Here is a 25022-nt window from a genome sequence, read left to right on the forward strand (position 1 = left end):
AAAATTAGTTAAAAGCTCCAAAATTATTTAATTTTGGAGCTTTTTTTATTTTGTTATTTTTTTGAATTTTCCCTTAATTCATTCCATTCTCTTTTAAGCATTGCGTATTGAAATTCGCTTCCCCATTTTCCTTTAAAGAATATATTTTCAATAAAATGCCCTTCTTCTCTAAAGCCGATGCTTTTTAACAGCTGGATTGAAGCCCTGTTTTCAGCATCCACTATTTCAACTACACGGTGGATTTTTATTTCATCAAACAGAAAAGCCAGAATTCCTAAAAGAACTTCTTTTGCATATCCTTTTCTTTGTTCCAAATGCGAAATTGTAATTCCAATTTCTGCAATCCGGATATCATACAAATCTAATTTAATAGCACAGTCACCAATCAGTTTTCCGGTTGCACTGTTTTCAATTGCGTATTGCACCCATTCTCCCGCATTGCCAAAATATTTGGTTGAATTGTCTTTTATAAATTCTTCGGCCTGTTCTGTTGTCATAACATCAAAACCCTGATATTTTGTAACTTCAGGATTAGAACGGTAAGTCATAAAATCAGAAAGATCAGATAATGCCAGATGCCGAATGTTAAGTCGTGTTGTGTTTATGTATAATGGTTTCATTATTAAGAGAGTTCTCCTTTATTTATTTTGAATAATTATATTTTGAATATTAAGCGAATATACAAATTGAAATAGTTTTTCAGGCAGTTGAGTTTTTAAAACTAGTTGAATGTTAAGGTATGTTTATTCTTATTTAGTAAAAAAGAGAATATGTATAAAAAAGGCGTTAAATTTTTCTGTATTCTCATTTATTTTATCTTAAATTGTAAAGTATGTATCTATATTTATTCTTGATTTTTTATTTTCATTAAAAATTTAATATGCTGAATATTAGTATTTTGTGATTCCGAAATCGTTATATTGATCTTGATTTTTTGTCAACCTTTTCTTTAATTTATTTTTAAGCTCTAGTTTCGTTAAGTTCTATTTTATGGATACTAACTAATTAAAAAAACCGAAACTTATGAGAAACAAATTACATTTTAAATTTTTGAAAAGAGACAAATTCTGCCATGTTCTTATGTGGTTTTTTTTCGTACTCTTAACTACATCTTCGTATGCACAGCGCGGTTATTATGATGCGCCGTATAAAAGATATGAAGCAAATTTAGGCCAATTATCTAATGGTGCTTCTGTAACAGCAAAGTCATACAATCAGGCTGATCTTCAATCTGAAGCCTCAGACCAGCAATGTGTCAATATGTCTGCGCCTAATGCAACAGTGCAATGGACCCTTACTGAAGCTGCAGACGGACTAGTGGTGCGATACAGCGTTCCGGACGGCCAATCCGGAACTTTAGGCGTTTATAACGGAAATACAAAAGTGGCTACTCTTACGCTGACTTCAACCTGGTCATGGGAATATTTATGGAGCAACGGAAACCCTAATAATAATGGAATTACCAATCAAAACCCAAGAATGCGTTTTGATGAAGTGCGTTACAAATTTCCTGCTAAAATAGCGGCATCCGGAACATTAAAATTGGTTAGGGAATCAGGTAATATTCATATTGATTTTGCAGAAATGGAGCCGGTTCCAACCGCTGTTACAGCTCCGTCAGGTGCAGTAACTTATAGTGGTAATGGAAGTGATCTTCAAACTTTTATTGATGCAAACGGCGGAAAAAAAATATTTGTTCCGGCTGGGGTTTATAATGTAAACCGTGAATTGTATTTCGGTTCGGCAAATACTTCCTTAATTGGTGCCGGAATGTGGTATACGCAGATTAATTTTACCAATACCAGCAGTTTAAACGGAGGATTGCGTGCCAACGCAAGTAATATTTCATTTACCGATCTTTATTTGACAACTAATTCGGCTTCCAGAAGTAACTCATACAAAGGTATAAACGGAGTTTTTACAAGCGGTTCGACAGTAAAAAATATTTGGGCAGAACATTTTGAATGCGGCGCCTGGATTGCACAGTACAATACCGGAGGACCTGCAATTGCAGATGGATTTACATTATCCCACTGTCGTTTCAGAAACAATTATGCTGATGGAATTAATCTTTGTAAAGGAACTGCAAATTCGGTTGTAGAGCACTGTAATTTTAGAAACAATGGTGATGACGATCAGGCAATCTGGTCGGCTGATGGATTGGAATGTATTAATAATACTTTTAGATACAATACTTCAGAAAATTGCTGGCGTGCCTGTGGTCTGGCTATTTACGGCGGAAAAAACAACAAAGGTTATAATTTGATTATTAAAGACAATTTAGAAGCCGGTATCAGAGTAAGTAATAATTTTCCCGGAGCGCCATTTAACAATGACGGTATGCACGAAATACATGATATTACTGTAACGGCATGCGGAACTTTTAATGACACGTATAACAATCCGGTAGCGGCAATCGATATTTTTAGTGCATCAAATGCCGGAAGTCAGGTTAAAAATGTTCAGCTGTACAATATCGATATTATAGATTCAAGAAATGATGCAATTTCTATAAGCAAAAGATCAGGAGACGGAATTTACAATCTTTCATTTAAAGACATAACAGTTAATGGAACAGGGAAGGAATATCCCAATAATAATGCGCTTAACAGAAATTGGGGCAGAGGTTATTTCGTTCTTATTGCAGGTTCTCCAAGCGGAAACGGTACCTATTGCAATATGAATTATTCTAACAGAGGCGGTAATGCTGCTTCTAATGAAGAAATAAGTGCGATTGGAACATTTTCATGGACACCGGGAAGTAATTGTTCGAGTACATCAGTTCCGGTTTCGGGTGTAACGGTTAGTCCGTCAGCAGTAACTTTAGGTGTTGGCGCCACACAACAATTAACGCCAACTGTGGCTCCTGCAAATGCCACAAACAAAACAGTAACATATAGCTCTAATAATACAGGTGTAGCAACCGTAAACGGATCAGGGCTTGTTACTGCAATTGCTTCAGGATCAGCAACTATTACCGTGACTACTCAGGATGGAGCAAAAACAGCGACTAGTGTAATCACTGTTAATTCTTCAAATGTAGCGGTGACCAGTGTAAGCCTTAGTCCGTCTTCGGTAACTTTAAGCGTTGGCGGAACACAGCAATTAACCGCTGCCGTTCTTCCGACAAATGCGACAAACAAATCGGTTAATTATTCTTCAAACAATACCGGTGTTGCAACAGTTAGTTCGTCAGGCTTAGTTACCGCAATTTCAAATGGTACGGCAACGATAACCGTAACAACTGTAGACGGAAACAAGACAAGCACAGCTGCTATTACAATTAATACAGCATCAGGAAATTATTTTACCATTAAAAACAGATGGACAGGCAATTATTTATATGATGCCGGAGCAAATGTAGGTTACGGACCAACCGCTGCCAATAACAATTACAAATGGGAAAAAGTTGCAGTGGATGCCACTTATTATATTATAAAAAATGTTGGTACAGGAGATGTAATGCACATTGAAAACTTAACAGGAGCCGTACAATGTACTGCAGGTTCATCAGGATGGTGGAGTGCGCAATGGTCGAGTGAAAATGTTGACGGCACGTGGGTGAGAATTAAAAACAGATGGCAGACCGCAAGTATGATCCATATTGAAAACCTGAATGGTTCTGCTCAATATGCCGGAGCTCAAAACAATTGGGAAAGTGCACAATGGCAGTTTCAGGCCACAACTGCCTCTAAAAAAGTAACTGTTAATGAAGCTGAAGTAGCAGTTGAAAATTCTTTGATTAGTATTTATCCAAACCCTTCAGTTAATAGTGAATTTAATATTATTTTACCGGAATTAGAAGCCGGAGGTACCGCTACTGTAACGGTTACGGATATAAATGGAAGAAAAGTTTTGGTGAACCAATTAAATGCTTCTTCAAAAATCAGCCATCATTTAGCAGCCGGAATATATGTTGTAACAATTCATTCTAACACTTTTAATGTTTCAAAAAAATTAATTGTTAAATAACAAGCCGGTTTAAATTTTAAAATACAGAAATGAAAACAACCTTCGGGTTGTTTTTTTTTTGGAAAATTTTAAATCAAAAAAAAGATACTGACGTCTAGCAGTTTCTAATAGTAAGTGTCTTGAAATATTAAAATTGATTAAAGATTTTAAATATCCAGTATTCTTTTAAAAAAAATCCTACACGGAAAAAGAAATGGTCTTACTGACTAACTGTCTTATTTGTAATATTTTAAAAAGTAAAGAATATTTTGTTTAACATTTTTTTTGCAAAAAAAACAATTAAACTTTTTTGATAAATATTTTTAATATATTTTTGTTCTATCAAATTAGTAGAGTTTTAGGCGGAATAAGACTTTGTCTAAAATTTGTTCCGATTTTTGATTAAATGAACCTCAATTTTTTTAGAAAAAATATATACAGGCCCAAATAAATAATAGTAGTAATCAATAAAAATAAAATGAAAAAACGAATGTGTTGCAGATAAAAAAACCATTTCTGTTGCAGCAGAAATGGCGAAGCTTAAAGAAATTGTACATCTCTATAGGGAAAGCGAGAGTGGAATAAATCCGTTTTCTGCTCACCTTATTTTTTAAACTAAAACAAAGTAATGAAAAAAAAGTTAAATATATATACATGGTTATGTATTTTGTTGATTTCCATAGGAATTAGAGCTCAGGAAACCAAACCCTTGATACAGTCAAAACTAGAAGGAACAGTAGTTGATGCTGTTACAAAAGAGCCAATAATTGGTGCTTCGGTAAATATTAAAGGGACTACACACGGAGTTTTAACCGATTTTGACGGAAAGTTCTTTTTCCAGACAGGACAAAAATTTCCTTATACACTGGTAGTAAGTTTTCTGGGATATAAAAAAGCAGAAACTGTAGTTACGGCAAATTCAGTTGTAATTGGCCTTACTCAGGAGCAGAATCAATTATCAGAAGTTGTAGTTACGGCATTAGGAATTTCAAAAGAAAAGAAATCTTTAGGATATGCGACTCAGGCACTAAAAAGTAAAGATTTAGAAAACACAAAAGAAACCAACTTTTTAAACAGTCTTACCGGGAAACTGGCAGGTGTTCGTATTACTAATTCTCAGGGAGATATGGGATCTTCACGTATTATCATTCGTGGAGAAACCTCTATTGCAGGAAATAACCAGCCATTATTTGTGGTTGACGGCGTTCCGGTTGATAACTCACAGTTAGGAAGTGTTGGCGGTGCTACAAGGGATTTCAAGAATGCAATTGCCGATTTAAATCCTCAGGATATAGAATCATTAACAGTATTAAAAGGTCCAAATGCTGCGGCACTTTACGGATCTCGTGCTGCGCATGGTGTTGTACTTATTACAACAAAATCAGGGAAAAGCCAAAAAGGCCTTGGTATAAGTTTTAGTACAGGAATAACCGTTTCTCAGGTTACTACTTTACCGCGATTTCAAAATACATTTGGACAAGGATCTAATGGAAAATTCAGCTTTGTAGATGGTAAAGGCGGCGGTATTAATGATGGAGTTGACGAAAGCTGGGGACCTAAAATGGATGGACGTTTGATTCCGCAATTTTATTCAAATGGTGAAGCGGTGCCTTTTGTAGCACATCCTGATAATGTTAAAGACTTTTTTAATACAGGACTTACTTATGATAATAGTATTTCGGTTGCCAAATCAGATGATAAATCAGATTTTCGCTTAGGGGTAAACAACCAAAAACAATTAGGAACGGTACCAAACAGTGAAGTAAACAAAACAAACTTTACCATTAATTCTAATTATCAGATTTCAAAAAATGTAAAAGTAGGAGTAACGGGTAATTATATTGTTACAAACGCTCCGGCTCTTCCGGGTGGTCCGTCAGGTAACCGTGCTGCGGGTGTTATGCTTCAGTTTTTATGGTTCGGACGTCAGGTAGATATCAATCAGCTTAGAAATAACAGAAATGTTAACTGGAACAACAGCTATTACAGCAACCCGTATTGGAATGCATATTACAACACTACAAGTCAGCAGCGTAACCGTATAATTGGAGATATCCATTTAGATGCAAAACTTGCCGAAGGTCTTAATTTTAGATTCCGTACCGGAGTTGATTACTATAATGACCGCAGAAAATATACCATTAAATATGGTACAAACGGAACTCCATTCGGATCGTATGCCGAAGATGCTTATACTGTAAATGAACAAAATACGGAAGGAATTTTTACATACACTAAAAAACTAAACGATGACTTTACAATAGATGCTCTTGCCGGATTCAATATTCGTAACCACAGTGATGCAAACAATTATCAAAAAGCACCGCGTTTGGCTGTACCGGATTTATATACATTAACGAATTCTCGTGACCCGTTAACGTCATCAAACTATTTATCAAGATTAAGAGTATACAGTGCATATGCTTCGGCACAATTTGGTTATAAAAACTATGCTTATTTAAATTTAACAGCGCGTAATGACTGGTCGTCTACATTACCAAGCAGCAACCGTTCTTATTTCTATCCTTCTGTTAACGGAAGTTTAGTATTATCTGAAGCTTTAAATTTAAAAGGTAATACTCTTGATTTCTTAAAAATACGCGGAGGATGGTCTGAAGTAGGTAACGACGCAGATCCTTATCAATTATCGACAGTTTATAATTTCCAGACTGCATTTGACGGAAACCCAATTCAGACTTCTTCACAGAAAAAACTGAATGAGAACCTGAAACCGGAAACGACACGTTCTACAGAAGTAGGATTAGAAGCTTCTTTCTGGAAAAACAGACTTCATTTTGATGCTGCTTATTATAACACTAATAGTTTTGATCAAATTTTGGAGATTAAAACAACAGCTTCAAGCGGTTATAATTCACAGTTAATCAACGCAGGAAAAATAAACAATCACGGTATCGAGATTCAATTGGATGGAAATCCTATTCAGACTGAAAATTTCAAATGGAATGTGGGTGTGAATTATTCTAAAAACATAAGTGAAGTAAAAATTCTTGACTATGACAAACAGATTCAAAACTACACAATTGGTTCATCTGGAGGTGTTGATGTATTAGCATCAGTAGGACAGGCTTACGGAGCGCTTTACGGAACTGCATATCAGCGTGATGCCAATGGAAATATTGTAGTTGGCGCCAATGGATTGCCAAAAGCAGATCCGCAGAAGAAAGTATTAGGACATTATACGCCGGATTATTTAGCCGGAATTACAAATACATTGACTTACAAAAATTTAGAATTGTCATTCCTTGTTGATGCAAGTGTAGGTGGGGAGTTGTTCTCAGGAACGAACAGAACAGGTAATTATACAGGTGTGCTGGCTCAAACGCTTCCGGGTCGTGATGCGGCAAACGGCGGTTTAAATTACTATTATGCAGGTGCTGTAAAAACATTGTTGAATGGTGCTGCACCAGCCGGAGTACAAGTATATGATGATGGTATGATTTTTAAAGGTGTATATGCTGACGGAACTCCAAATAATCAGGTAATCAGTGCTCAGGAATATTACAAAGCGTCATACAACATTAGTGAGGCTTATATTTACAGCTCGACTTTTGTAAAACTAAGAGAAGTAAAACTGACTTATAATGTAAACAAACAATTGGCCAGAAAACTTGGATTTGATGGTGCAAGTATAACTGCCGCAGGTCGTAACTTGTTCTTTATTTACAAAGATGTGCCAAATATCGATCCTGAAACGGCTTTTAATACCGGAAATGCGCAAGGACTGGAAAGTTTAGCTTTGCCTACTACCAGAAATTTCAGCCTTAATGTGAATCTTAAATTTTAAAAAAACGAAATCATGCTAAAAAAGATAGCTTATATAACTCTATTTGCATTGACACTGACTTCTTGCAGTGATACATTGGATGACATTAATAAAAATCCAAATGCAACAGAAACACCACTTGCTCCTTATTTGTTAACAGGAACATTAAAACAGGGAGCTGATTTATATTGGGGTTCAACAAATAACTTTGACTCGTCTTTGTTGTTTGTGCAGCACTGGGCTAAAATCCAATATACAGAACCGGACAGATATGATGTTTCAAATACTTCTTTCACTACTTTGTGGAACACAGGATACGCAACTTTAATTACAGATTTAAATACCATTTTGAATTTTCCGGCAGAACAGGCAAACTCAAATTATAAAGGAATTGCTCTGACATTACGTTCGTGGACCTTTTTATTATTGACTGATGCTTACGGCAGTATTCCTTATAAAGAAGCAGGTCAAAAAGTTACTCCGGCATACAATACTCAAAAAGAAGTATATACAGGACTGCTTGAAGATTTAAAACAGGCCCAGTCTTTATTAAATACAGCAAACGGAACGGTAACGGGCGATTTAGTTTACAAGGGTGATATTGCAAAATGGAAAAAACTGGTAAATTCACTTCGTCTGCGTATTGCACTAAGAATTTCAGACAGAGAGCCGGCTTTAGCCAAACAAACTGCAATTGATGCAACAAGCGATGCGGCAGGATTATTAAGCAGTAATAATGATACGTTTAAGTTTACTTACACAAGTTCGCCTCAGCAAAATCCGGCGTCGGCTTGGTTTGAAACCCGTGATGATTATCGTATTTCAAAAACATTGGTTGATAAATTAAATGATTTGGCCGACCCGCGTTTACCAGTTTATGCACAGCTTCCATCAGATGCAAGTGTAGGTAAATATGTTGGAGGCGCAAACGGATTATCAAATAGTGATGCAAATAGCCAGGGTTTTGCTAAAACATCAAAACCGGGAACTTATTTCTTAACATCATCATCTCCGGCTGTAATTGCTTCTTATTCTGAAACATTGTTTAATCTTGCCGAAGCAGTAGCGCGCGGTTATATTTCCGGAAATGCAGAACAGCTTTATAATGATGCCATTACAGCATCGTTCAATCAGTTTGGAATTACAAATGCTGCAACAATTTCTGCTTATCTTAATCAGGCAGTGGTGAAGTATGATGCATCAAATTATGCAAAATCAATTGGAACTCAAAAATGGATTGCGTTTTACGGGCAAGGTCTTGATGCTTTCACAGAGTGGAGAAGACTGGATTATCCGGTATTAACAGCTGGTCCTGCAACGGTATTAGACGGACAAATACCTTCACGTTTCTTTTATCCCGGAACAGAACAGTCTTTAAATGGTGTAAATTATAAGGCTGCAATTGCTGAACAAGGAAAAGATCTGCTTACTACAAAACTTTGGTTTGACGTAAAATAACCAGATTTAAATCAAAATAAAAACCTCCAAAGTCATTTGATTTTGGAGGTTTTCTTTTTTATAATTGAATCATTCAGCATCTTTAAGTAAATTGATGCTTACCTTCATTTGCTGTTTTTATTTGAAATCTGATTTTTCTTTTGCTCCTATTATGAGCAGCCACAAACAAATTCCCATTTCTCCCAAAGCCGAAGGAATACGGATATATTTTGCAATTCCAAAATCGGAATAGTTAGAGATCAAAGAATTTCCCAAGAAATTAATCAGATAACCAAAACATCCCAGCATCAATAAAACACCAAAAAATTTAGGCAAAAATCCTGATTTGAATACTAAATATCCAAAAGGAAATAACCACAATCCCCAAAATACAGAAACTAATAAAATTCCGTTATCATATTGCTGAAGATAAAACATTACCTGAGATTGTAACTGTTCTGTTACATTTTGATTTTCAGTTACCAAATTCAAAACCGTTAATTTATTTTGAATATTAAGAAATGATATCGGAACACTTACAACAGCCAAAAGCACCATTAATCTGGCATATAATTCATTTACCGGTTTTAAAAGTTCGTAAAGTGCAATCGGCAGCATTAAAAAGAAAACATAACAAATTAACCCGCTTACGATTCCCAGTCGAAAAAGCATTTCAGATTCTTTTATAGCGTTAAAAGTTGCCGCAGGATCATCCCAAAAAATAACTTTTGAAGGAACATATGCTAAACTGAAAATTCCGGTCAGTACAACGACAAGATACAGCAAACCTGCAATTCTGGCTTTCTTTTTATTTGATATCATAATTCTGGTTGTTTAATTTATTTTTGGTAAGATTAAAATCCCATGTGGATGTTCATTTAAAAATAAGTCGAACAGCTGCTGATAATGTTACAGTTAAAGATTTAAAACCTCTTCTGCATTTTTTTGAATTCATTTTTAAATATTCTTTTTACGCTATAATGGATTAACAAACCAGACGAAATGTTAATACAATGTTTCATAATCCTGCTGTTTTATTAATGTAAACGTAACCTAATCGACCTACCCTCATTTTTAATTTTGAAGACATATTATTAAAACAAACTATTGTAGGATATGTCATTTTTTGAATTAAAAATACTTCGCAGAATTTATGTTTTTGCAAACATCATTTCGTTGGTTAACAATAAAAAAGCGCAGTATTATGTATAAAGGTTATTCTGATGAAGAACTTGTTGAATTATTAAAACAAGGAAAAGATAAAGCTTTTGATGAACTGTATTTCAGGTACCGTGATTTACTTGTCCGGTTTGTTTACCTGAGAATGAAATCAGTTCCGGTTTCAGAAGAAATCGTTCAGGAAGTTTTTACCACAATCTGGGAACGTCGAAAAACAATTGTTATTCAAAAGAGTTTTGCGGCATACATTTATACCTCAGTTCGTTACACCACTTTAGACCATATCAAGTCGCACACTGTTACAGATCAGTACATTCAGGAAGTTTTAGACAGAAACCCTGTTTCATTCAACAGCCATAACGCAACAGAAGATTCTATTTATTATGATGAATTGCAAATAGCCGTTGACAAAGTCGCCGCTTTACTTCCTAAAAAATCAAAAGAGGTTTTTATTCTCAGCAGAATCAAACATTATTCAAATAAAGAAATCGCAGACGAACTCAATGTTTCTATCGATACGGTCAAATATCATATTACATACGCACTAAAATTTATGCGGACTTATTTAGGGGAGTTTAATTGATTTTAATATTTCCAAATGAAGTTTCGGAATATTTTTTCTTAACACAAGCGTAACCTTTTAAACCTACCTGAATTTTCAATTCCCAAGACATACTATTAAAGACATAAAGAAATTATAATGCCTGAAAAATTACAACAAGAAATAAAACATTTTTTAGAGGGGAAATATTCTCCTAAAGGACAGGAAATGTGGAATAAATGGTACGATCGTACCGATGAAGTTTTTGAAGATATGGAAACAATAAAATCCAGTCGTTCGAAACTAAAAAATGAATTAAGACAAATTAAAAAATCAAATAAGGTTATTTTTCTTCAAACAAAATATTGGGCTGCAGCAGCTTCAGTTATGCTATTAATTGGTTTATCGTTTTTTATTTACCAAAAATCAATAACCAATATTGAAACCAGGCAATATGCAGTAAAGTTAGGCGAACATGCCAAAATAACACTGAGCGACGGCACGCAGATCTGGCTCAATGCAGGAAGTATTCTAAAATACCCAAAAGAGTTTAAAAGCGATACCCGCGAAGTTTACCTTACCGGAGAAGCTTTTTTTGATGTTGCCAAAGACAAAAAACATCCTTTTATAATTCACACTGATAAAATGGATACAAAAGTCCTCGGAACCAGTTTTAATGTTCAGGCCTATCCGGATCAGACTACTCAGGAAGTTTCTGTTTTGACGGGAAGAGTAAATGTGAAATCGACTGTTACAGAGGAAAATGTGTATGTAACGCCGGGTCAGAAAGTGATTTTTAAATCTAAAAATAACAAACTGCAGGCATTTAAAGATGTTCCGGTAAATACCATTTCGCTTTGGCGAAAAAATATTATTGTTTTTGAAGATACGCCGCTTCCTGAAGTCGTTGCAACCATAAACCGAAATTTTAATGTAGCAATTGAAATCAAAAATAAAAACCTGAACACACTTAAAATTAACGCCTATTTCAAAGAACTCTCCGCCGATCAGGTTTTGGGTTTGGTATGCAATATCATAAATGCCGAATATAAAGTTGAAGACGGGGTTTATAAAATTGAGTAGGAGTTATGAGTTATGAATTATGAGTTTTCAGTCGCAGTCTCAGTTTTCAGTGTCGTTGCTCGAAAACTTTGTCAAAATTTCAAATTTTGACAAAGTTGTGAAAATCTAAAATCTAAAATCTAAAATCTAAAATCTAAAATCTAAAATCTAAAATCTAAAATCTAAAATCTAAAATCTAAAATCCCAAAATAAATCAAAAATCTAAAATTTAAAACCTATGAATGAAAAACAAAAGCGGTACGTCGTAAATTTTCAAAGCATGAAAAAAGCTCTTTGGGCAAAAGTAATCCTTTTAATTGCTTTGTTTTTTACCGGATTTGCAAACGCCGAAAACATTGATTTTGATAAAAAAGTAACCTTAAAGGTAGAAAATGAAAGCTTGAAAAATGTTTTTCAAAAAATTGAAAATCAGGCTAATGTGCATTTTATGTACGAATCGAATCAAGTTAATACCAATCAGAAAATCAGTTTAAAACTTTCTAATGTTACACTGGAACAGGCATTAGATAAAATATGCGGTAGTTTTTCGCTTCGATATGAAATTGTAAATAACAATATTGTTATTAAGAAAACCCAAAAAGTCGCATCGGCAGAACAAAACAAAATTATTGTTTCGGGAACAGTTTACAGCGGAGATGATAATATGCCGCTGCCGGGCGTTGGAATCAAAGACAAAGGTTCGAACGCAGTAACAGCAACAGACTTTGACGGAACTTTTAAAATGGAAATCAATGCTTCTGAAGCTGTACTTGTTTTTTCTTATGTAGGTTACGTTACACAAGAAATAAAGGTAACCAAAATAGAAAATATCACGGTAAAATTAGCAGCAGACATGAAACAGCTTCAGGAAGTTGTAGTAATGGGATATGGAAGTGTAAAAAAGAGTGAAGTTCTGGGCGCTGTAGGTTCTGTTTCTATGAAAGAAACCTCAAGCAGAACGTACAATAATGCAGGCGAATTATTGCAGGGAACTGTAGCAGGTGTTGCCGTTATTAATGACGGAGGTGATCCAACGGCATCGCCAACCATCAATATCCGCGGTATTGGGTCTTTAAATGCAGAAACGCCGTTAATTGTTTTAGACGGAATTATCTACAGCGGTTCGTTAAATACTTTAAATCCAAATGATATTGCTTCGATAAGTGTTTTAAAAGATGCGGCATCGGCAGCAATTTATGGAGCCAGGGCTTCCGGAGGTGTGATTTTAATTACATCTAAAAAAGGAATTTCAGATAAAATTAATGTAAATGTTAACTATCAGGGAGGTTTTCAGCAGGTAGCAAAAAAACTCGATGTTTTAAATGCTGCCGAATATGCTGATGCTATGAATACAGCAAGAGATAATGCAGGTTTACCACGAATTCCGGCTTTTGATACGGCTTTTGAACCAACTGCAAGAACGACAAAAACCAACTGGATGGATGAAATTTTCCGTACAGGAGAAATTCAGGATTTGTCCCTATCTGTAAATGGAAAAACAGAAAAATCAAATTTCTTTCTTTCAGGAAGTTACAGAAGAAACGAAGGTATTTTGCTAAACACTTTTGGAAACCGTTATACCGTAAGAGCTAATTCTTCTTTTAAATTGGCTGATAATTTTACAATTGGAGAAAACCTATCGTATTCGTTAACAGACGGACAGACAGCAAATACGGCAAGTGCTTATACAGGAGCTATTTTGGGAGCCATTTTTTATCCGCCAAATGCTTCTATTTACAGAGAAGACGGTTCGGGACAATTTGGAGGTGTTCCTGAAAAATATGTTGGTTCTTACGGAGATGTTATTAATCCGGTAGCGTATTTAAAAAGATTAGACAACCGCAATCCAATTTCTACGGTTTTAATTAACCCTTATGCAGAATGGGAAATCGTTTCAGGTTTAAAAGTAAAATCAAACTGGGGTTATACCAGAATTCAGGATAACGCAACAGATTTCACAGTTAAAATCACAGAACCGGGAAAAATATTTGACTTTAACAGATTGACAAAAAAGTCTGTAACCATTACAGATTTGTTGAGCGAGCAGACTATTTCTTATGAAAAATCACTTGGAAAACACAACTTTAAAGCTTTAGCCGGATATACGTATCAGGAAACTAAAAGAGATTTTTATACTGTTGAAGGAACTGGTTTTGATAATGAAGATCCGTCCCAGCGTTATTTGCTGAATGCTAAATTAATTCAGCAGACCGGAGCAGGAATGTCAGACGAAATTATTTCTTCTTATGTTGGAAGACTTAATTACGATTTCAACCAAAAATATTTACTATCAGGAATCGTACGCCGCGACGGAACATCAAAACTTTTACAGGAGAACCGCTGGAAAGTTTATCCTTCTGTTTCTGCAGGATGGTTAATTTCTGAAGAAGAATTCATGAAAAGCATCAGTTCTACAGTAAACAGCTTAAAACTTCGTGCAAGCTGGGGACAAATTGGAAATTTAGGAAACCTGGGACCCTATCAGTTTAGTGTGCCTTTAACGCAGACTCAGGCTTTAATTGGGGCAACTCCGGTCATTAATTACGGTTATGCCGAAAGCGAATTATCAAATCCTAATTTAAAATGGGAAAGCTCTGAGCAGACAAACGTTGGTCTTGATTTTACCATGTTCAATAATACACTATCAGGATCTGTTGATGCTTATGTAAAAACCAATAAAGATATGTTGGTACGCGATCAGTTACCGGGTGTTTCGGGAACTCCGCAGGGACGAATTGTAAACTCCGGAGATGTTGAAAACAAAGGTCTTGAAGTAAGTTTAACTTACCAGAAAACACGTGGCGAATTTAAGTTTGATGTAACGGCAAACGCAGGATTTTTGAGTAACAAAATTGTTTCTATTAAAGATGATTTAACGTCGTTAGAACCTTTAAACCTTAGCAGGGTTCGTAGTCTTCCGTTGGCCAATATTTATCAGGTAGGAAGTCCGGTTGGTGCTTTTTACGGATACAGAACAGACGGATTATTTCAAAGTAACGAAGAAGCAAAAGCATATGTAAATGCCAACGGGGTGGCTTATCAGCCAAATGCAGTTGCCGGAGATATGAAATTTCGTGATGAAAACGGAGACGGTGTAATCAATAACAGCGACAGGGTAGTACTTGGAAGTCCGTTCCCAAAAACAACGTATAGTTTAAATGCAAACTTTAGATATAAAGGCTTCGATATGAATATCTTTTTTAACGGAGCTGCTGGAAATAGTGTTTTCAATGCCGTAAAACATACCGGATTAAACGCTTCTTTTCCTGGCTATAATTTATTGGCAGAATCTAAAGATGCCTGGTCGCCAGCGAACAGAGATACTGATATTCCGGTACTTTCATCAACAGACAACAATAATAATTTCGGGCGAATCTCAGATTTTTATATTGAAGATGCTTCTTTCCTAAGATTAAAAAATCTTTCTCTTGGTTATACTGTAAAAGAAAACTGGCTGAACGGAAAAGCAAAACTGCGATTCTTTATATCAGGACAAAACTTGTTTACCATTACTAAATATTCAGGAATGGATCCGGAAGTTGGTCTTAAAAACTTCGGAATGGATTTAGGTAAATATCCTCTTTCCCGCATTTATATGACGGGTGTAAACGCAACATTTTAAAAATATAAAACTAACAAAATGAAAAATTTAAGTCTTTTAGTATTGAGTTTTGTGCTGTTAATAGGCACTTCGGCCTGCGAAAGCGAACTTGACGTAATTCCGCAGGGAGCGCCGTCAAGCGGAAATTTCTGGAAAACTCCGGCAGATGCACAAGCAGGAGTAAATGCTATTTATGCTTTATATTCTGATGATAATATGTACGGTCGTGGTTTCTTTTGGTTAAATAATGCCAGCGATGACATTGGAACAAAACCAAGACAAAATGCGGAGCGTATCAAAAATTTTATTGTAGACGGATCAGAATCGGATACAAAAGACATCTGGAGACTACACTATGAAATCATGAAACGCTGTAATGACGTAATTCGTAATGTTCCGAATATTACCCTTAACGAAAAAACAAGAAACGGAATGTTAGGCGAAGCTTATTTTAATCATGCTGTCATGCATTTAGAATTAGCGTATCATTATGGAGATGATCGTGCGGGGATTCCAATTCAGGATCGTGCCAATCCAACAAATGTATATGTGCCACGTGCCAAAAATGTGGCTGAAAACTACGCCTATATTGCAGCCGATTTAATTAAAGCTGCAGAGTTACTGCCTTATTTTAATGAAATGACTCCGGATAATTACGGACGCGCGCACAAAACTGCAGCCTGGGCTTATTTAGTTCGTACCTATTTGTACGCAAAAGACTGGGACAATGCCATTAAATACGCTAATATGATTGTGGCAAGCGGAAAACACAAACTGCTTGATAATTTTGAAGATGTGTTTAAAATCAGCAATAACTGGTCTTCAGAATATATTTGGTCCGTAACATCAAGTGCAGAAAACACAGGTTTAGGATCTATTTTTCCGGGAGTTTGTTTAGAAGATAAAGGCTGGGGAGCTTATAATGGCTGGGGGAATTTTTATCCGACAAAAGAGTTATTCGATACGTATGATCCTGCTGATAAAAGAAGGAGCGCAACAATACTTCAAAAAGGAGATAAATTCATGTATTTTGGTGAACTTGTAACTTTTAATGAAGGAAAGTATATTGTAGGTTCAAGCAACAGAACGGGTTATCAGTTTAAAAAATATATGGAACCGTTTAGTTATCCAAAAACGGGTTCAGGAGCTGTAGATATTCGTTATGTAAATGCAAATGGAGATAAACCTTCTACTGCTTTAAACGTGCCGCTTTTGCGTTATGCAGATGTAATTTTAATGCTGGCTGAAGCTAAATTAATGAAAGGTCAAAATGCAGATAATGAAATTAATATGATTCGCCGTCGTGCCGGACTTCCTAATATTTCAGGAGCTGCTTTGACCGATTTAAAAAGAGAAAGACGCTGTGAACTTGCAGGCGAATGGACAGACCGTCATTTTGATTTAGTTCGCTGGGGAGATGCAAAAGAAACGTATGCAAAACCGCTTCACCATTACAACGGAAGCGTGATTTATCCTGCCCGTAATTTCAATCCTGCAATTCACCATGTGTGGCCAATTCCACCAGACGAAATCGCAGTAAGCAAAGGAGCTTTGTTTCAAAATCAGGGATGGTAGTTTTAATTCATAATTAACCATTAACAATTAGTTTGTTTGTTTATTTTTTTTTACGCTGCAGGCTCGTTGTGGAGTCTGCAGGCAGTAAAAAAATGGACACATTTTATAATATAAAAACCAGTCTTTATTAAAGGACTGGTTATTATTGTTTTCTGCTACAGATTCAAAAGATTTTTTCTTGCCGCGAATTGCACAAATTTCATTCGTAAAATCAAAAAAAATAATTCGTGACAATTCGTGCAATTCGCGGCAAAAAAACTTTACGCAAAGCAATTAAAAAATCATTTAAATCTTTTTAATCTGTGGCAAAAAATAAACAGCTTTTAATAAAAAAAATCATTTTCAATGAAAAAAATAATAACCCTTTTTTGCCTTCAGTTTTTTCTGTTTGTTCAGGCGCAGGAATACAGTTCTTCCAACATTCATTCTCATAACGATTATGCAGGTGCGCTCCCGTTTTACGGTGCTTATTCTAATGAAGCAGGTGTTATAGAAGCCGATGTTTTTTTAGTAAATAACGAATTGTTTGTCGCGCATAATTTTAAAGATATTACAGCAGCTAATACACTGAAAAATATGTATCTGGACCCGCTTTCTTCAAAATTAAAAACTTTGGGAAGTAAAGCTTATGCAAGCGGTAAACCTTTGATTTTAATGATAGATATAAAATCTGATGCAGAGCCGACTCTAAAAGCAATTGCACAGCAGTTAAAAACCTTTCCGGATATTATCTCCAATCAAAACATAAAAGTGGTTATTTCAGGAAACAGACCAGATCAGTCGCAATGGGCAGCTTATCCATTGTTTATTTATTTTGACGGAAGGTTAAATGAAGAATACACGGCAGAGCAATTGGCGCGTGTAGAAATGATCAGCGAAGACCTGAAACAAATTACGGTTTGGAACGGTAAAGGTGTTTTAACACAAACCGATCTGGAAAAAATCCAGTCGATTATTAAAAAAGTTCACAATCAGAATAAAAAAATAAGGTTTTGGGCAACGCAGGATAATGTAAATACCTGGATGACTTTAATGAACTTAAAAGTCGATTTTATTGGTACGGACAATGTTCCGGAACTGACACATTTTATCAATAATATCAAATCGACATTTTATCAAAATACAGAATTTCATGAAGCCTATATTCCTAAAAATGTTTCGGCTTTCGCCAAAAAGAAACCAAAAAATGTCATTCTGCTTATTGGCGACGGAATGGGATTAACACAGATTTATTCGGGTTACACGGCAAACAAAGGGCAATTAAGCCTTTTTAATATCCCAACACAGGGACTTTCTATTACGAAAGCATCAGACAGTTATATTACCGATTCGGCTGCCGGAGCAACGGCAATGGCGACCGGACATAAAACCAACAACCGTTTTATAAGCGTTGACGAAAACGGAAAACCGCTGGAGCTAATTACACAGCAATTAGCTAACAAAAATTATAAAACAGCAATTATTTCGGCAGGAAATATTACAGATGCTACTCCGGCGGCATTTTATGCACATCAGCCTGAAAGAAGTTACAGCGAACCAATTGCAAATGATTTTTTAAGTAATCCGTCTGATATTTTAATCGGAGGAGGGCAGAATGAATTCAAAGCACGAAAAGACGGTAAAGATTTATCTAAACTTTTAATGGAAAAAGGATATACATTTTCAGATCAGTTTGCGAGTTTAGATACCATCAAAAACAACCGTTTTGTAGTGCTGGAAGATAAAGCGGTAGTTTCTGTAAAAAATGGAAGAGGAGATTTCTTAACCAAATCTTTTGCGAAAGCGGTCAATACTTTTTCAAAATCAAAAAATCCGTTTTTTATTATGGCAGAAGGAGCACAGATTGATTATGGCGGACATCAGAATAATGTGGAATATATAGTTCGCGAAATGCTCGATTTTGACAAATTAGTGGGCAAGGCAATGGAATTTACAGACCAAAACCCGGAAACACTTTTAATTGTAACGGCAGATCATGAAACGGGCGGACTTTCATTAATTGACGGAAGTATTGCAAAAGGTTATGTTCAGGGTAGTTTTAGCACAAACGATCATACGGCAGTTCCGGTTCCGGTATTTGCTTATGGAGCAGGTGCTCAAAACTTTTCCGGAGTTTATCAGAATACTGAAATTTATGCTAAAATACTGGAGCTCCTTTTTAAAAAGTAATTTTCATCAACAACCAAAAAAGCCCTCTGCAAAACTGCAGGGGCTTTTTTTATTTAGTTTCATTTTCTGAGTGGAGATTTCTTAAAGATTTTCTGTTGTAAATTATAAATCTTTTAATGATATGTTAATCTAATCGTATTATAAAGCGGAGAATGAACTGAAAATCAAAAAATATAATGCAATATTAATAAATTATTAAATGACCAAATTGCAAAAAATATCAATAAATGTTTATTATACTTTTGTAAGGGTCTTCTTTAACATTTAAAATTGCATTATGAGTTCTAATTTAATATTAAGGTTACGTGCGGGAGATGATTCTTGTTTTAAAGAAATATATGATTTATACCATTTTAAAGTTTTTTGTTTTGTGAAAAAATATACGGCACAGCTTGCAGATTCTGAAGATGTGACACAAAATGTATTTATTCATCTTTGGAAATACCGCACAAAATTAGACCCAAATGTAAGCTTAGAAGCCATTTTGTTTAAAAGTTCCAAGCAGGAAATCTCAAAATGGTATAAAAAACAAAACCGGATTTTTTCTTTAGAAGATGACCAGTTGATTAAAGAACTGGATACTGTATCGGAACAGGAAGAAGACATAAGCATGCAGTTAGAAAAAATCGAATACCTTCTTAATAAAATACCTGCCAAAAGAAGAAAAATATTCAGTCTTCATAAATTTGAAGACCGCAGTTATAAAGAAATTGCTGCAGAAATGAATATGTCGCCAAGTGCTGTGGCGAACCAAATCTCAAAAACACTTCAATTTTTAAAGAAAAATTCTGTAAAGAACCATGAACTTTATTGGTTTGCATTGTTTTTTATAAGTCAGACTGAGCTAATTTACTCATAATAAAATTGACGATATGCGTTGTAGACCGGATTGAAATCCGGCCCTATAATATGAACCGAACCTTCGGTTCTTTTTTATGCTGCGAAATCTTCTCCTTCATTAAGAAAACGTTAATACTAACGCTGCCCCGTGATATTTAAAACATTGAAAATCTAATGTAGTTGAATCGGGGAGATTCGCGCATGTTTTTTCGATTCTAAATACATCTAAATGAAAAACAAGAAATTAAAAGAAGAATGGAATGCCATACCCAACAGAGGTATTCTTCCGCATGAAACAGAAGCCAGAATGTGGAATACAATTCGGAAAGCTACAATTCATAAATATAAAATTTTTTATAACTGGACAGCTGCAGCATGCGCAGTAATTGTACTTTCAATTGGTGGTTATCATTCTTTTAATCAATTTGTTTCGGTTCAACCAAAAATTACTTCCACCATAACTTTCAAAGATGATATTCGACTCATCTCACTTCCCGACGGAACAAGAGTCTGGTTAAATCAAAATACAGAAATTGATTATCCTGAAAAGTTTTCTAAAAATGAGCGAAGAATAACCCTGAAAGGAGAAGCATTTTTTGAAGTAAAACGCGATGAGTCACGACCTTTTATTATTACTTCAGGAGCTGTAAAAACAACGGTTTTGGGAACTTCTTTTAATGTAAAAGCGTATAATGATGCCGATGCTCAAGTGAGCGTAAGAACCGGAAAAGTAAAAGTAGAAACTGCTCAGAATACTGTTTTTCTGGAAAGAGGCGACAGAGCAGTCTATACTGATAAAACTTCGACAGTAAATAAAGATAAAACTTTAAATTTTGAACCGGAGTGGAAGAGGGTATTGTTATACGTTGACGGCTTAACCTTAGAAGAAGTTATTACTACACTCAAACGCGATCATAAGTTTTCGGTGCAATATTCCAACGACGATTTAAAAAAACTTAAAATACAAGGTACGCTCGATACGCGTCAGGGTTTTTATGAAACACTGCAGACAATTGCTTTTGCTTTGGAAATTAATATTAGTCCGGTAGGAAACAGCACGTACATCATCAGTAAATAAACAAAAAAAAGCACTAATTAGTTCTTAAAGCTTTTGTTTTAAAAATTAAAATATTTAACCAAAAATATCTCATTAAAAATAAATTTAATAAACTAATAATGACCATTATGAACAATGATTTTTCCAGGCAGTATTTTGCTGCCATCTGGATTTTAGTTTTGGGTTTTTTTCTCGGAACAAATACAATTTATTCGCAAACAGGAACCGTATCGGTTGATTTTAAAAATTCTTCGCCTCAAAAAATCATTGATAATTTAAAATCGCAAACCCCTTATCAGTTTGTTTATCAAAAGGATCTTGACCTTAGTCTTCCGCTTGTTACCTTAAAAAAAGACAATGTAACAATCGACGAAGTTTTAAATGATTTGCAAAGCCTTACCAATTTAGATTTTAGAAGAACGGATAATAATATTGCAGTTAAAAGAAATGAGGCAGCTAAAAAAAAAAGGAGAGGGAAAATTACTGGAAAGGTAGTTGACAACAACGGACTTTCGTTGCCCGGAGCCAATATTAAAGTAATTGAAACAGGTTTTGGAACACAATCAGATATAGATGGTAATTATGTTTTGGAGTTAGAAGCCGGAGAATACACGATAGAGATAAGTGTAATTTCTTTTCAGACTCAAAAAATCACAAATGTAAAAGTAACGGAAGGAGAAGATACTCCGCTGGTAGTTTCTTTACAGGAAGATGCACAATCGCTGAATGAAGTAATTATTGTGCAGAATTATAAACAAGCCACAGCTTCGGTAGAAGGAATGCTGTTGCAGCAAAAAAAGGCCGCACAATTTTCTGATGGTATTTCGGCAGAACAAATTGCGAGAACACCGGACAGAGATGTGGCAAGCTCCTTAAAACGTATTACAGGAGTTACAACTGTAAATGATAAATATGTCGTGGTACGTTCTATGGGCGAAAGATGGAATCAGGCTGTTATGGATGGAATAGCTTTGCCAAGTACAGACGCTTATCAGCAGAATTTTTCATTTGATATTATTCCAACGGCAATGGTAGAAAGCATTGTCGTAAGCAAATCTGCAACGCCGGATATGTATGCTAATTTTGCCGGAGGATATGTAGAAGTAAAAACAAAAGATATTCCGAAGGAAAACTTTACCAATTTTTCTATCAGTACTTCATATAACAGCAAAAGTACTTTTAAAGACAGACTGACCAGACAGGAAGGTGATTATGATTACTGGGGATTTGATGACGGAACGCGAAATTACCCAACGAATCACACCACAATAGATCCGCCAAAAACAGAAGCTGAATCGGGTCCTTTTATCGAATATTCCAAACAATTTACACAGGATAATTTTAGTACTTATAAAACCTATGGTGCGCCGGGAACTACGCTTCAGTTTGGTTTAGGACGTGCTTATAAATTAAAAGACAATAATAAATGGGGATTTGTAGGTTCTTTTATTTTTAAAAATACACAGGAAACTTTAGAAATAGAACACACAGAAAGAGGGAGTTACCAAAAGAATTCTTTATTTGTTCCCGAAGATGACAAAACAGCGTATGCTACTTTTACAAAATACGGATTCAGAAACTCCGGAGCCAATTATAATTTTAATTCTACGCTTGGCGGAATGTTTAATGCTGCCATTCAGCTTGATAATCATAAAATTACAGTGCGTAATACGGTTATGCATATTTACAATAATCAGCTTACACAAATTACGGGATGGGCAGATGGAGCAGTTTCAATTCCGGAAATTATAAACGGGAACAGCCTTCCTGTTACATCAGAATCTAATTATCCTGTTTACACCACTTTTATTCAGAATAAGGTTGAAGGAAATCATAAATTCGATAAGCTGGAAGTAAATTGGTATGGCGCTTACGGAAATGTTACAAAAGATACCAAAGATGCAACATTCGTAGACATTGGAAGAGTAAAAGTAGGGGATGATATACTGGAAGCTTACAGTGTTAATAACAACAGAGCAAGGTTTCCGTTCAGCAGAAGTTATTTTACAAATGATGAAGTAGACTACAACTGGGCTGTAAATCTTAAATACACTTTTAATTTTAATGATTCTTTCACCAATGATATTAAAGCGGGTTACTTTGGAACTTATAAAAAAGCAGCCAATCAGCAGGAATCGGCTAAATTAATTACCGTTGGACAGTCAACAGAAATGGCTACGATTTACGAACCGCTGCCGGAATTTTTAGACGGATCCAATTATTATTACGGCGGTTTTGGATGGCAGAAATACGGTATTTATGGTAACAGATATGTTGGAGACGTAAAAATACATTCTCCTTATTTAATGCTTGATGATAAAATTGGACAATATGTAAGACTGGTTTGGGGAGTAAGGGCAGAAAGCTACAAATACACTCAAATAGAAAGTCAGTCAGAAACCCCGGATGGTTTCTCAAACGTACAGGGAGACGATAAACTTTGGCAGTTTCTTCCATCGGCGAGTTTAATTATAAGTCCAACGAATAAAATGAATGTAAGACTGGGATACAATAAATCTGTGCTGCGTCCTCAGTTTGCAGAGCGTTTAAGTATTCCGTATTACGATCCGCTTCGTGCTGCTAAAATTTATAACTATACCGACGGATTGGTTTCGAGTGTTGCCAATAATTATGATGTTAAATTTGAATGGTATCCTTCTGGCGGTGAAATTTTATCTTTTGGAATTTACCACAAAGACATTGACAATCCAATTGAGTCTGTTGGATTTTTAAATCCTTCCGGTGTAAGAGATATTTATAATGTTAATTCGAGCAAAGCCAAACTTTGGGGAGTTGAATTAGAATTTTATAAAAGCCTTTCTTTTTTAGGTGAAGGCGATCTTTTAAAACATTTGTTTGTTTATGGAAATGCATCTGTAAATGATACAAAAGTTACTTCGTATGTAAATCTTGACGGAACAGGCGGACTTTATGAAGCAAACAGACCGCTTTACGGACAATCTCCTTATACCTACAACCTTGGTATGGATTATATAGGCGAGCGTTTTGGATTCAGTCTTAGACATAATGCCATTGGAGATCAGTATATTTTAGTAGGTTTTGATTATTCTGCAGAAGAAATCCGAATGCCGTATGCCCAGACAGATGCACAATTGAGTTACAAATTTTTTAAAGAAAAAGATTTGCAGTTAAAATTCAGTATTAAAAACATGTTTGATGCCGGAGTGCAGACTTATAACAACACAAACAGTTACAGTAAAATTGAAGATGTTCCGGTTGGATCGAACCCAAGGTCGAGATACAGCCTTGGAGCAAACGCAACCAATAAATACGATCCGGATATTGATCAGGTGGTATTCAAATCCTGGATAGGACGAACGATCAGTCTTTCTCTAAATTATGATTTTTAATATTAGCCAGAGTTAATAATAAATTCATAATCATAAGTATTTTCCTGCTGAATATTAAGAAAAAGTTAACAATAAAAAAGACCTGTGATATTTTGACTTTTTGAAAGCTAATACTGATAATAAAACTAGTTGGTTAAAAATAGAAACTCTTTTTGCTGAGAGTTTTTAAATGTTCTTTGAAAATTTAAACCCATAAAGAATAAAAAACTGCAGATATACGGAATCTTCGATTTAAGCCAAAAAATAAAAAAATAACGGCATTAGGTTTATCATATCCAAAGACATTTATCTTTTTGTGTATTGAAATTTTAAAGAAATTGAAACTGATCCTTTCGCTGAAATGAAAAAAATCCTAATAGTGAAAGATGGAAGTTAGGTAACTCCCCCCGGACGGTAAAACGGATAGTTTGCAAAAACAAATTTACCAAAAACGAGAAAGACCTAAGGAAAGAAAT

Annotated in this window: 13 protein-coding genes; 11 read left to right on the forward strand and 2 right to left on the reverse strand. The window is 35.2% G+C overall.

The genetic code is table 11. The annotated features are described in order from the left end of the window. Window positions 1–53: 53 nt before the first annotated feature. A complete protein-coding gene (locus tag ASE21_RS11765; RefSeq protein WP_082603467.1) occupies window positions 54–620 on the reverse strand; it encodes a GNAT family N-acetyltransferase in 567 nt (188 codons plus the stop codon). Between the two features lie 403 nt (window positions 621–1023). Between ASE21_RS11765 and ASE21_RS11770 the strand changes: the two genes are divergently transcribed. The 3 genes from ASE21_RS11770 to ASE21_RS11780 all read left to right on the forward strand — a co-directional run bounded on the left by ASE21_RS11770 (window position 1024) and on the right by ASE21_RS11780 (window position 9193). Then, window positions 1024–3972, forward strand: coding sequence for an Ig-like domain-containing protein (locus tag ASE21_RS11770; protein WP_057122861.1), 2949 nt, complete (start codon window positions 1024–1026; stop codon window positions 3970–3972). Window positions 3973–4579: 607 nt separating this feature from the next. Continuing rightward, window positions 4580–7756, forward strand: a complete 3177-nt coding sequence (locus ASE21_RS11775) for a SusC/RagA family TonB-linked outer membrane protein (protein WP_057122862.1) — start codon at window positions 4580–4582, stop codon at window positions 7754–7756. Between the two features lie 12 nt (window positions 7757–7768). After that, window positions 7769–9193, forward strand: a complete 1425-nt coding sequence (locus ASE21_RS11780; RefSeq protein ID WP_057122863.1) for a SusD/RagB family nutrient-binding outer membrane lipoprotein — start codon at window positions 7769–7771, stop codon at window positions 9191–9193. A 117-nt stretch (window positions 9194–9310) separates the two neighbouring features. Here the strand turns inward: ASE21_RS11780 and ASE21_RS11785 are convergent, their stop codons facing one another. Then, on the reverse strand, window positions 9311–9994 hold the full coding sequence (locus tag ASE21_RS11785) for a DUF4386 domain-containing protein (protein WP_057122864.1): 684 nt from the start codon (window positions 9992–9994) through the stop codon (window positions 9311–9313). A gap of 382 nt (window positions 9995–10376) precedes the next feature. Between ASE21_RS11785 and ASE21_RS11790 the strand changes: the two genes are divergently transcribed. From ASE21_RS11790 to ASE21_RS11830, 8 genes are all read left to right on the forward strand, one after another. Then, entirely contained in the window at window positions 10377–10934 is a 558-nt protein-coding gene (locus tag ASE21_RS11790) for an RNA polymerase sigma-70 factor (protein WP_057123185.1), read from the forward strand. A gap of 117 nt (window positions 10935–11051) precedes the next feature. Continuing rightward, complete coding sequence (locus ASE21_RS11795) at window positions 11052–11975, forward strand: FecR family protein (RefSeq protein ID WP_057122865.1); 924 nt, start codon at window positions 11052–11054, stop codon at window positions 11973–11975. Window positions 11976–12234: 259 nt separating this feature from the next. Continuing rightward, on the forward strand, window positions 12235–15576 hold the full coding sequence (locus ASE21_RS11800; protein ID WP_242410262.1) for a SusC/RagA family TonB-linked outer membrane protein: 3342 nt from the start codon (window positions 12235–12237) through the stop codon (window positions 15574–15576). 18 nt (window positions 15577–15594) lie between these two features. Further along, window positions 15595–17130 (forward strand): RagB/SusD family nutrient uptake outer membrane protein, encoded by a 1536-nt coding sequence (locus ASE21_RS11805; RefSeq protein WP_057122867.1) that lies wholly within the window; start codon window positions 15595–15597, stop codon window positions 17128–17130. A gap of 345 nt (window positions 17131–17475) precedes the next feature. Then, complete coding sequence (locus ASE21_RS11815; RefSeq protein WP_057122869.1) at window positions 17476–19299, forward strand: alkaline phosphatase; 1824 nt, start codon at window positions 17476–17478, stop codon at window positions 19297–19299. A gap of 277 nt (window positions 19300–19576) precedes the next feature. Then, the gene (locus tag ASE21_RS11820) at window positions 19577–20158 is read left to right on the forward strand and encodes an RNA polymerase sigma factor (protein ID WP_057122870.1); all 582 of its coding nucleotides are present in this window, start codon (window positions 19577–19579) and stop codon (window positions 20156–20158) included. 210 nt (window positions 20159–20368) lie between these two features. Continuing rightward, complete coding sequence (locus ASE21_RS11825) at window positions 20369–21217, forward strand: FecR family protein (protein WP_057122871.1); 849 nt, start codon at window positions 20369–20371, stop codon at window positions 21215–21217. Between the two features lie 107 nt (window positions 21218–21324). Then, window positions 21325–24567, forward strand: coding sequence for a TonB-dependent receptor (locus ASE21_RS11830; protein ID WP_082603468.1), 3243 nt, complete (start codon window positions 21325–21327; stop codon window positions 24565–24567). Window positions 24568–25022 lie beyond the last annotated feature (455 nt).

This window comes from Flavobacterium sp. Root901 (assembly GCF_001429765.1).
Lineage (GTDB): Bacteria > Bacteroidota > Bacteroidia > Flavobacteriales > Flavobacteriaceae > Flavobacterium.

What these genes read in the sequence shown, in the direction of transcription:
- ASE21_RS11765 (WP_082603467.1), bottom strand. Translation starts at nt 620, where the DNA reads ATGAAACCATTATACATAAACACAACACGACTTAACATTCGGCATCTG.
- ASE21_RS11770 (WP_057122861.1), top strand. Translation starts at nt 1,024, where the DNA reads ATGAGAAACAAATTACATTTTAAATTTTTGAAAAGAGACAAATTCTGC.
- ASE21_RS11775 (WP_057122862.1), top strand. Translation starts at nt 4,580, where the DNA reads ATGAAAAAAAAGTTAAATATATATACATGGTTATGTATTTTGTTGATT.
- ASE21_RS11780 (WP_057122863.1), top strand. Translation starts at nt 7,769, where the DNA reads ATGCTAAAAAAGATAGCTTATATAACTCTATTTGCATTGACACTGACT.
- ASE21_RS11785 (WP_057122864.1), bottom strand. Translation starts at nt 9,994, where the DNA reads ATGATATCAAATAAAAAGAAAGCCAGAATTGCAGGTTTGCTGTATCTT.
- ASE21_RS11790 (WP_057123185.1), top strand. Translation starts at nt 10,377, where the DNA reads ATGTATAAAGGTTATTCTGATGAAGAACTTGTTGAATTATTAAAACAA.
- ASE21_RS11795 (WP_057122865.1), top strand. Translation starts at nt 11,052, where the DNA reads ATGCCTGAAAAATTACAACAAGAAATAAAACATTTTTTAGAGGGGAAA.
- ASE21_RS11800 (WP_242410262.1), top strand. Translation starts at nt 12,235, where the DNA reads ATGAAAAAAGCTCTTTGGGCAAAAGTAATCCTTTTAATTGCTTTGTTT.
- ASE21_RS11805 (WP_057122867.1), top strand. Translation starts at nt 15,595, where the DNA reads ATGAAAAATTTAAGTCTTTTAGTATTGAGTTTTGTGCTGTTAATAGGC.
- ASE21_RS11815 (WP_057122869.1), top strand. Translation starts at nt 17,476, where the DNA reads ATGAAAAAAATAATAACCCTTTTTTGCCTTCAGTTTTTTCTGTTTGTT.
- ASE21_RS11820 (WP_057122870.1), top strand. Translation starts at nt 19,577, where the DNA reads ATGAGTTCTAATTTAATATTAAGGTTACGTGCGGGAGATGATTCTTGT.
- ASE21_RS11825 (WP_057122871.1), top strand. Translation starts at nt 20,369, where the DNA reads ATGAAAAACAAGAAATTAAAAGAAGAATGGAATGCCATACCCAACAGA.
- ASE21_RS11830 (WP_082603468.1), top strand. Translation starts at nt 21,325, where the DNA reads ATGAACAATGATTTTTCCAGGCAGTATTTTGCTGCCATCTGGATTTTA.